We start from the raw sequence: 9535 nt of genomic DNA, 5'->3' as shown, positions 1-9535 counted from the left end.
GCGCGGGGGGCGGCTGCCGGGGCTGATCGGGCCGATGCTGCGCCGCGTCGACGCGCTGTCGGCGCAGGACGCGGCCGGCGAGGCGCGGCTGCTGGCGTTGGGGCTGCGGCCCGAGGCGCTGACGCCGCGGCTGAACCTGAAGCTGCTGGGTCCGGCGCAGATCGAGCCGGGCGAGGATGCGCCGGACCGCTGTCGCACCGTGCTGGCGGCCTCGACCCATGAGGGCGAGGATGCGGCGATGCTGGACGCCTGGCAGGCCGCGCGGCAGGTCGAGCCGGAGCTGCGGCTGATCCTGGCCCCGCGCCACCCCGGGCGCGGCGATGCCGTGGCGACGCTGATCGCCGCGCGCGGGCTGGATTTCGCCCGCCGCAGCCGCGGCGGCGGGCCGGAGGCGTCGTTGCTGCTGGCCGATACGCTGGGCGAGATGGCGCTGTGGTATCGCGCCGCCGGCATCTGCATCACCGGCGGCTCCTTCGCCGATCACGGGGGCCATACCCCGTGGGAACCGGCGGCCTGGCGCTGCGCGATCCTGCACGGACCGCATGTCGCGAACCAGGCCGGCGCCTATGCCGATCTGGACGCGGCGGGAGGGGCGCTGGCCTGCGATGCCGCCGGGTTGCCGGCCCTGCTGGCGGACCTGCTGCGCGACCCGGCCCGGCAGCGCCGCATGGGCGAGGCCGCGCGGGCGCTGCTGCTGGCGCAGGCGGGCAATCCTGCCACGCTGATCGCGCGGATCGCGGCCCTCGCGCGGGCGCGGCCTTGCACAACCCCTTGAGCGGCCCGATATTTGCAGGGAAAGGAGTCGACATGATCCGCTATGACCTGCGCTGTGACCAAGGCCATGAATTCGATGGCTGGTTTCGCAATTCCGAAGGTTTCGAGAGCCTCAGGAAGGCGGGGCAGGTGACCTGTGCGCAATGTGGCTCGGCCCATGTCGAGAAGGCGCTGATGGCGCCCCGCGTCACGCATGGCCGCGACGATGCCCCGGACCTGCACAGCCCCCGCGACCCGCGCGAGGCGGCGCTGGAAAAGCTGCGCCAGCATGTCGAGGCGCATTCGGATTATGTCGGCATGTCCTTCGCCGCCGAGGCGCGGGCCATGCACGAGGGCTTGGTGCCCGAGCGCGCGATCCATGGCGAGGCCAGGCTGGAAGATGCGAAGAAGCTGCTCGAGGACGGGGTCCCGGTCGCGCCCTTGCCGTTCCGCGCCCGGCAGCGCGCGCATTGAGCGGGCGTCAGGGTCAGGCCCTGTGCGCCGTCAGCCCGGGGCGTGTTCGCCGTCGATCAGCACCATGATCCGGCCGCGCGAGCAGCGCTCGACGCGGGCCTCGACGCCATAGACCTCGGCCAGCAGGGCGGGGGTCAGCACTAATTCCGGCCGGCCTTCGGCATGGGTATGGCCGCCATGCATCAGCACGATCCGGTCGGCCCATTGCGCCGCCAGCGCCAGGTCGTGCAGCACGGCGACGACGATGCGCCCCTCGGCCGCCAGCCGCCGCAGCTCCGATAGGAGCCGCACCTGCCGCGCCAGGTCCAGCGCGCTGGTCGGCTCGTCCAGCAGCAGCAGCCGCGGGTCGCGCACGATGGCCTGCGCCAGGCTGACCATCTGCCGCTGGCCTCCGGAGAGAGCCGAGAGCGGCTCGAGTGCCAGCGCGCCGATGCCCAGCTTGTCCAGCACCGCCATGGCGGTGGCATCGGCGCCGCGCGCGCCCAGCGTGTCGCCCGCCCGCAGCGCCGCGATCACGCTTTCCAGCGCCACCAGAGACGAGCCGGCCGGCAGGCTTTGCGGCATGAAGCCGACCAGCCGGGCGCGGTCGCGCATCGGCACATGCGCCAGGTCGCGCCCGTCCAGCAGCACCTTGCCGCCATGCGGCTGCAACTGGGCGATGGCGCGCAGCAGCGTCGATTTCCCGGCGGCGTTCGGTCCGGCCAGCACCGTGACCTCGCCCGGGCGCAGCAGCGGCAGGTCCAGCCCTGCCAGCACGCTGCGCGCGCCATAGCGCACCGAAATGCCCTGCGCCAGCAAGCCCTGCATCAGCGCCGCCTGCCGCGCAGGATCAGCGCGAAGAAGATCGGCAGCCCGATCAGCGAGGTGACAAGCCCGACCGGCAGCAGCACGCCGGGCACCAGCGTCTTCGACAGCGTCGAGGCCAGCGACATCACCAGCGCCCCGGTCAGCAGGCTGGCGGGCAGGAAGACGCGGTGGTTCTCGCCCACCAGCATCCGGGCGATGTGCGGGCCGGCGAGGCCGACGAAGCCGATCACCCCGACCATCGACACGGCGGCGGCCGAAAGCAGGCTGACGCGGAACAGCGTCCAGCGCCTGAGCCCGGTCACGTCGACACCGAAGCTGCGCGCCTGATCCTCGCCCAGCCGCAGCGCGGTCAGCTTCCAGGCGGCGCGGAAGGAAAACGGCACCGAGCCGGCAAGCACCACCGCGATCAGCATCACGCCGGGCCATTGCGCCGAGGCGAGGCTGCCCATGGTCCAGAACACCAGCTGCTGCAGCGCATCGGCCGAGGCGACGAATTGCACCAGCGACAGAAGCGCCGCGGCGGTGAAGTTCAGCGCCACGCCGAACAGGATCAGCACCTCGGGCCCGCCGCCGCGGATCCGGCCCAGCAGTTGCAGCAGCCCCAGCGCGCCAAGCGCGAACAGGAAGGCATTGCCCGAAACGCTCCAGACCGCGGGCAGGCCGGGCAGGGACAGGCCCAGCACGATCGCCACCGCGGCGCCAAGCGCGGCCGAGGCGGAGACGCCCAGGGTGAAGGGCTCGGCCAGCGGGTTTTCCAGCACCGTCTGCATCTCGGCCCCGGCCAGGGCCAGCGCCGCGCCGACCAGCAGCGCCATCGCCGCGACCGGCAGGCGCACGTCCCAGACGATGACGCTGGTGCCGCGCGCCACCTCGCCGCCGGCCAGGGCCTTCAGGGTGTCGGCCAAGGCCAGCCCGGCCGGGCCGGTCATCAGGTCCAGAAGCAGCGCCGCCAGCGCCGCCAGCGCCAGCACCCCCACCAGGGCCGAGTTGCGCCGGCCCTGCCGGTGATAGCGGCTCAGCGTCGCGTCGCTCATGGCTGCGGCGTCACCCACCAGGTTCCCGGCACGGTGACGGGCGAGAAGCGGGCGTTGATCTCGGCCAGGGTGGCGTTCGGGTCCACGTCCTGGAACAGGTCGGGATGGAAGGTCTTGGCCAGGTATTCGATCAGCGCGATATGGATGGGCGAATCGTTGAACATGTGCCAGACGCCGGCCGCGCGGCCCTGTTCCACCGCCCGCAGCGCCGAGAAGCCGGGGGCCGAGATCAGCGCCTCGAAGCTGGCCTGCGCGGTCCCGGCATCGACCTCCGAGCCCAGCACCAGCCCGCCGCGCGCCGCCATATGCGTGCCGCCGGTGGCGATATAGATGTCGGGATCGGCGCCGATCAGATATTCTAGGCTGACATTGCCGACGGGCGTCTTGACCGTCTCGGCGCCAAGGTTCCGGCCGCCGGCGGTGACGATGAAATCGTTGAACACGCCCGAGCCCACCGTCGAGCAGCAGCCGGTGGGCGCGGCATGGACATGGAAGAACACCCGCGGCCGTTCGGTGGTGGCGGCCAGCCGGTCGCGGACCCGGTCCAGCCGGGTCTGGTAGAAATCGGCGAATTCCTCGGCGCGGTCCTCGGCGCCGGTCAGCTTGCCCAGGATGCGCAGGCTGGGAATCGAGTTCTCCTGCGGGTGCGAAAAGAAGTCGACATAGGCGACCGGGATGCCCGCCGCCTCGATCTGCTGGCGCACCAGCTCGGTGCCGGGGTCGTTCTGGTCGATCAGCGTCAGCACCACCAGGTCGGGATGCAGGCCGATGATCGCCTCGGCCGACAGGCCGCGCGGCCCGGCGCCGACCGGCTTGATCTGGTCGATATCGGGGAATTTCCGGCGATAGGCCGCCAGGGTCGGCTCGTCCAGCGCCCGCGCCAGCCGCCAGCCGCTGACCAGCGAGACCGGGTCGTCGTGGATCAGCCCCAGCACCGACAGGTGCCGCGCCTCGCCCAGGACGATATGCCGGGCCGGCTCGGGCAGCGTGACCTCGCGCCCCAGGATGTCGGTCGCGGTGACATCGGCGCGGGCCAGGCCCAGCGAAGCGATCAGCGCGGCGGCGGCAAGCAGGGGGCGGGTCAGGATCATGGCGGTTCCGGGTCTGGGATGGCGGGGCGCAACGATGCGCGCGCCCCGGCCGGTTCGGATGCTTCTTAGCCTGCCGCGGGCGTGATGCGCCAGATGCGGTCGCCGGCCTCGTCGTCCTCGCCCTTGGACTTGTTCACCGCCCAGACATTGCCCTTGCCGTCGGCGCGCAGCTGGTTGGGCAGGCTGCCGGCGTCGATATTCGCCACGATCTCGCCTTCGGGGCTGACCACGGCGATGGTGCCCGAGCCGCGGATGGCGACATAGGCCAGGCGGCTGACCGGCTCGAAGGCGACGTTCAGCGGCCCGGCACCGACCGCCACGTCATGGATCACCTCGCCGGTCTCGGCCTTGACGATCAGCAGGTTGTCGGTGGCCTGCGAGGCGACGAAGATCAGCCCCTCCTTCGGGTCGTAGGCCACGCCCGAGGCGGCCTTGGCGCCGGGCAGCGGGATCACCTTGACCTCGCCCGAGGCCAGGTCGACCACCGCCGCCTCGGGGGTGGACAGGCTGACGGTGACCAGCTTGCCGCCCGCCTCGTCGATGTCCAGCGCCATGGTCGAGAAGTCCTCGCCGCGGATCTGCGACGGGATGGTGATCGGCTCCAGCTTCTCGAGCGTCTTGGTGTCGAAGACCTCGATATTGGGCGTGCCGGTGGCACTGGCATAGGCGCGGCCATTGGCCTCGTCCACCACCACGTCGCGGGCATGGGGCACGGCGCCCGGCGCGAACTGCTTGACCAGCGACAGGTCGGACTGCCGGTAGACCGAGGCGGTGTTCTGGCGGGTATTGGTCACCCAGACATTGCCGTTCGCATCGTCCACGTCCACGCCGTAGACTGCGAACAGGCCGCCTTCGCGGCCATCCTCGCGCGCGGGGGCGGTGGCGGGGGTGACCTCGGCGACGATCTTCAGCGTCTGCGGGTCGAGCTTGACCAGCTTGGCCTCCTTGACAGGCGGGCGGCCGACGGCGCTGGTGACGAAGACCGCATCCCCGGCCGCGTTCGCCTTGACCTGGTAGAGGCCGCGCACCACCGGCTGGCTGGCGACGGCGAATTTCTCGGTGCCGCTCACCGGCACCTGGGGCGAGACCTTCAGCTCGACCACCTCGGCCGAGGCCGGGTTCTCGGTGATGACCACGATGGGCTGCAGCCCGGTCTCGGCCTCGGCGTCGATGTCGAGCGGGAAGCGGAAGGTGCCGTCCTCGGCCACGGTGATCGGCTCGGGGTTCAGCACCTTCGGCCCGCGCATCAGCGTGACGGTTTGGCCGGGGATCATCTCCTCGCCCTCGATCACCGCCTTGCCGCCTTGGTGGACCGGGGCGCGGCCCTCGCCGCCGGCGCTGACATGGCCGGCGAAATCGACCAGCGGCTTGGTGAAGATCGTGTCGGCCAGCACCGGGGCGGAAAGAGCGGACAGCGCCAGCGCCGAGGCGCCCAGCAGGGACCGGAGGCGATAGCGGGATTGGATGGCCATGAAGAACTCCTTGAACAAGGGGGAACGGACGTGGCTGACCGCTGGGGCTGGCTCGGGTCAGGCGGCACCCTATAATCCTGATGGTCCTTGTCAACTAACGCGGGCCCGGGCAGATAGCTTTGTGAACGAAAGGATTGTCGCAAGATGTCGCAGGCTGGACAGGTCGGACCGGATCACGCCAGGAAGCAGGCCGAGCTGCGCATCTTCCAGACCGGCGCGCCGAGCCATGCGCTGTCGCAGAAGGTGGTGGCGGTCGGCCCCGGCTATCGGCTGTTCCTGGCCGTGCCCCGTGCGCCGGCGCCGGCGCGGGGCTGGCCGGTGCTCTACATGCTGGACGGCAATGCCGCCTTTGATTTCCTGACGCCCGAGCATCTGGCGTTGGCCCCGGGGCTGATGATCGTCGGCGTGGGCTATGACACCGACCGGCAATTCGCGCGCGAGCTGCGGACGCTGGATTTCACCGCGCCGGACGGGCCGGGCGACGGGCTGCGGCCCGACCATGTCCATCCGGGCCGCATGGCCGGCGGCGCCGCGATCTTCCACGACCGGCTGACCGGCCCGCTGCGCGAGGCGGCCGAGGCCGGCCTGCCCGTCGATCCCGCCCGCCGCACGCTCTGGGGGCACAGTTTCGGCGGGTTGTTCGCGCTTTATGCGCTGCTGGCCCGGCCGCAGGGCTTTGCCCGCCATACGGCGATCAGCCCCTCGATCTGGTGGGACGAGGCACTGATCCGCCGGGTGGCGCAGGAAGCTGCGCCCGCATCGTTGCCGCTGCTGGTGGCGCTGGGGGATCGCGAGAAGCGTTCGGGCAGCGCCGGCCCGCCGCCGGACGGGCCGGCGCCGGCGACCATGCAGTTCGTCGCCGACCTGGCCCGCCATCCCGGCCACCGGGCGCAGCTTCATGTCCTGCCCGGCCATGTGCATATCCAGACGCTGGCGGGCTCTTTCCCGCTGGTGCTGCCCTTCGCGGCCGCGGATTAACCGGATCTTTGCGAATCCCTGCTTCCCTGTCCGGGAACGGAACCCCGGGGAACGGAGGGATTCGCATGTTCCTTGTCAGATATGCGCTGGGAATGCTGGGGATCGCGCTTTGCGTGCTGGGCGCGACGCGGATGCAGGCGGATTGCCGCATCGGCTGCACCGCCTTTGCCGCCGCGCGATGGGACCCGGGCGAGGTTCTGCCCGGCCTTGCCGGGCTGGCGGGCGGACTTGTCGCGCAGGTGTTTCCGCTGGCCTTCCCGCAGGCCGGCAAGGCGCAGCCGCCGCCCGGGAGTGCGCCGCCGGTCGGGACGCCGCCGGTCAGGCCGGCATTGCCGCCAGCCGGCGTGTAAGCTCGGGCAGGATCAGCGCCGTGGCTTCGGCCGAGGTCATCTCGGCATGCAGGAAGGGCAGGTCGATGACCTCCAGGCCGGAGACATAGGGCGCCCACATTGCCGGGGTCAGCTTGCCGTCCTGGTGGTCGCGGGCGGCGCGGAAATGCGTGACCCGGCCGCCAAAGCGGCGGTGGTGATGGCCGCGGATCAGCCGGTTGGTGCCGGTCACCGTGCGCACCACCCCGTCCAAAACCGGCTCGGGAAGGGCGCCCAGGGCGCTGTCGCCGCGGCGCAGGAAGGCCACCACCGCCTCGCGCGTGTCCAGGTCGCGATGCGCCTCGGGGTCGTAGCCGGCGATGGCCAGCAGGGCGCGCAGCGCGGCGACCGGGTCGGGCTCGGGCTCGTTCCGCCAGGCGTCGCAGGGATAGCTGTCCAGCATGGCGACCAGCCCGGGCTCGCGCCCGGTCTCGGACAGGATCGCGGCGATTTCCTGGGCCAGGATGCCGCCGACCGACCAGCCGGCCAGATGCGCTGGCCGGCCGTCCGGCACCAGTGCCGCGATGCGCTGCGCGTAGTCCCGGGCCAGCGCCGCCAGGCTCTCGGGCATCGCCACTGCCGGGTCGAGGCCGGGATGCTGCAGCCCCCAGACCTGCCGTGCCGGGGCGATGCGCCGCGCCAGCCCGCGATAGCCCCAGGCAAGGCCGCCGGCCGGGTGGATCAGGAACAAGGGCGCCGCCTGCGGGTCGCCCTCGGCCAGCAGGATCAGCGGGCCGAGCCCGTCGTCGCGCGGCGCCTGCGCATCCAGTGCGGCGGCCAGCGAGGCCAGCACCGGCTGCTCGAAAATGGTGCCCAGGCCGGGATCGCGGCCGGTCTCGGCCTCCAGCGCCTGCGCCAGCCGCACGGCGGAAAGCGAATCGCCGCCGAGCGCGAAGAAATCCGCCTCGGCCGGGGCGGGGGCATCGAGGTGCAGGATCTCGGCGTAAAGCCGGGCCAGCAGCTGCTCGGTTGGGGTTTCGGCCGCCCGGCCGGCGGCGGCGAATTCCGGCGCCGGCAGCGCCTTGCGGTCCAGCTTGCCGTTCGAGGTGACGGGCAGCGCCTCCAGCGCCACCTCGGCCGCGGGCAGCATATAGGCGGGCAGGCTGGCCGCCAGCCGCTCGGCCAGCAGGCCCGGCCGCCAGTCCGCCGCCGGCACCAGATAGGCGACCAGGCGCTTTTCGCCGGCATGGTCCTCGCGGGCGATGACCACCGCCTCGCGGGCCAGGCCGGAGGCCATGATCGCCGCCTCGATCTCGCCCAGCTCGACGCGCAGGCCGCGGATCTTCACCTGGTGGTCCGAGCGGCCCAGATAGACCACCGCCCCGTCCGGCCGCAGCCGCGCCAGATCGCCGGTGGCGTAAAGCCGGCCCTGGGGCGCGTCGATGAAGCGTTCCGCCGTCAGGTCGGGCCGGCCCAGATAGCCGCGCGCCAGCTGCACGCCGCCCAGATACAGATGCCCGGCCAGGCCCGGCGGCACCGGGCGCATGCGGTCGTCCAGCACCTCCAGCGCCGTGTTCCAGACCGGAAAGCCGATCGGGACCGGGTTGGCGCGGTCCTCGGGGCCGGCGGGCCAGTAGCTGACATCCACCGCCGCCTCGGTCGGGCCGTAGAGGTTGTGCAGCTCGGCCTTGATCCGGGCGTGGAAACGGTCGCGCTGATCCGCCGTCAACTCCTCGCCCGAGCAGAAGACGCGGGCCATCGCCAGCCCCTGCGAGGCGGGCGCGGCCAGGAAGGCCGAGAGCATCGAGGGCACGAAATGGCAGGTGGTGATGCCGTGTTCCCGGATCAGCCGGGCGATGGCGGCGGGGTCGCGATGCGCGCCGGGCGGGGCCATGACCAGCTCGGCCCCGGCGATCATCGGCAGGAAGAACTCCCAGACCGAGACGTCGAAGGTCGCCGGGGTCTTCTGCAGGATGCGGTCGCTGGCATTGATGCCGTAATGCGCCTGCATCCACAGCAGGCGGTTGACGATGGCGCGATGCTCGACGGCGACGCCCTTGGGCTCGCCGGTCGAGCCCGAGGTGAAGATCACATAGGCCAGGTCGCCCGGCGCCGGCGCGGTCTTGGGGCGGCCCTCGGCCGGCGGGTCGGTGGGCCAGTCGCCGGGCGGCAGCAGCCCGGTGCCGTCGGGAAACAGCCCCGCGAGGTCGGCCGAGGTCAGCACCGCGGCCGGCCGGGCCTGCGCCAGGATGCGGGCGATTCGCTCGGGCGGATGCGCCGGGTCCAGCGGCAGATAGGCGGCGCCCGCGCGCAGGATCGCCAGCAGCGCCACGGGCAGCTCCAGCGAGCGTTCCAGCGCCACCGCCACGATGCGGTCGGGACCGGCGCCAAGCTCTAGCAGCCGCGCGGCCAGGGCGGCGCTGCGGCGGTCGAGCGCCGCGAAATCCAGGCAGTCGGCGCCGAAGCTGACGGCGGGGGCCTGGGGCGTGGCGGCAAGCTGCGCCTCGACCAGCGCGGTCAGGGTGGTGTCGGGCAGGGGGTGGCGGGTCGCCTCGGCCCGCGCCCTTGCCGCGGCGATCTCGGCGGGGCTGGCGGTCGGCACCTCGGCCAGCGTGCCG

Annotated in this window: 9 protein-coding genes; 4 read left to right on the top strand and 5 right to left on the bottom strand. The window is 72.4% G+C overall.

Annotated features, from left to right (window positions below; genetic code table 11):
* Positions 1-775 (top strand): 3-deoxy-D-manno-octulosonic acid transferase (locus I9P22_RS21700; protein ID WP_408635217.1); only part of this gene is annotated, 775 nt, incomplete at its 5' end.
* A 32-nt stretch (positions 776-807) separates the two neighbouring features.
* Entirely contained in the window at positions 808-1227 is a 420-nt protein-coding gene (locus I9P22_RS21695) for a DUF1178 family protein (protein ID WP_199262044.1), read from the top strand.
* Between the two features lie 30 nt (positions 1228-1257).
* Here I9P22_RS21695 and I9P22_RS21690 read toward each other — a convergent pair whose 3' ends face one another.
* The 4 genes from I9P22_RS21690 to I9P22_RS21675 all read right to left on the bottom strand — a co-directional run bounded on the left by I9P22_RS21690 (position 1258) and on the right by I9P22_RS21675 (position 5631).
* The gene (locus I9P22_RS21690) at positions 1258-2034 is read right to left on the bottom strand and encodes an ABC transporter ATP-binding protein (RefSeq protein ID WP_199262042.1); all 777 of its coding nucleotides are present in this window, start codon (positions 2032-2034) and stop codon (positions 1258-1260) included.
* A complete protein-coding gene (locus I9P22_RS21685; protein ID WP_332909059.1) occupies positions 2034-3086 on the bottom strand; it encodes a FecCD family ABC transporter permease in 1053 nt (350 codons plus the stop codon). Before I9P22_RS21685 ends, I9P22_RS21690 begins: the two co-directional genes overlap by 1 nt.
* On the bottom strand, positions 3065-4159 hold the full coding sequence (locus tag I9P22_RS21680; protein ID WP_199262040.1) for an ABC transporter substrate-binding protein: 1095 nt from the start codon (positions 4157-4159) through the stop codon (positions 3065-3067). Before I9P22_RS21680 ends, I9P22_RS21685 begins: the two co-directional genes overlap by 22 nt.
* A 65-nt stretch (positions 4160-4224) precedes the next feature.
* The gene (locus I9P22_RS21675; protein WP_199262038.1) at positions 4225-5631 is read right to left on the bottom strand and encodes a Vgb family protein; all 1407 of its coding nucleotides are present in this window, start codon (positions 5629-5631) and stop codon (positions 4225-4227) included.
* 144 nt (positions 5632-5775) lie between these two features.
* Between I9P22_RS21675 and I9P22_RS21670 the strand changes: the two genes are divergently transcribed.
* Together I9P22_RS21670 and I9P22_RS21665 are read left to right on the top strand one after the other, a co-directional pair.
* Entirely contained in the window at positions 5776-6609 is an 834-nt protein-coding gene (locus I9P22_RS21670; RefSeq protein WP_199262036.1) for an alpha/beta hydrolase, read from the top strand.
* Positions 6610-6674: 65 nt separating this feature from the next.
* Positions 6675-6959 carry a hypothetical protein gene (locus I9P22_RS21665; RefSeq protein WP_199262034.1) on the top strand — a complete coding sequence of 95 codons (285 nt, stop codon included), beginning with the start codon at positions 6675-6677 and terminating at the stop codon, positions 6957-6959.
* Here the strand turns inward: I9P22_RS21665 and I9P22_RS21660 are convergent.
* On the bottom strand, positions 6928-9535 hold a 2608-nt coding region (locus tag I9P22_RS21660; RefSeq protein WP_199262032.1), incomplete at its 5' end, for an amino acid adenylation domain-containing protein. The two genes, I9P22_RS21665 and I9P22_RS21660, sit on opposite strands and share 32 nt — an antisense overlap.

Source organism: Paracoccus binzhouensis, from assembly GCF_016446475.1.
In the GTDB taxonomy this organism is placed as follows: Bacteria; Pseudomonadota; Alphaproteobacteria; order Rhodobacterales; family Rhodobacteraceae; genus Paracoccus; species Paracoccus binzhouensis.
This window is presented reverse-complemented; position numbering and strand designations above follow the sequence as displayed.

Coding starts and splice junctions, on each gene's coding strand:
- I9P22_RS21695 (WP_199262044.1), top strand. CDS start 808: ATGATCCGCTATGACCTGCGCTGTGACCAAGGCCATGAATTCGATGGC.
- I9P22_RS21690 (WP_199262042.1), bottom strand. CDS start 2,034: ATGCAGGGCTTGCTGGCGCAGGGCATTTCGGTGCGCTATGGCGCGCGC.
- I9P22_RS21665 (WP_199262034.1), top strand. CDS start 6,675: ATGTTCCTTGTCAGATATGCGCTGGGAATGCTGGGGATCGCGCTTTGC.
- I9P22_RS21675 (WP_199262038.1), bottom strand. CDS start 5,631: ATGGCCATCCAATCCCGCTATCGCCTCCGGTCCCTGCTGGGCGCCTCG.
- I9P22_RS21670 (WP_199262036.1), top strand. CDS start 5,776: ATGTCGCAGGCTGGACAGGTCGGACCGGATCACGCCAGGAAGCAGGCC.
- I9P22_RS21680 (WP_199262040.1), bottom strand. CDS start 4,159: ATGATCCTGACCCGCCCCCTGCTTGCCGCCGCCGCGCTGATCGCTTCG.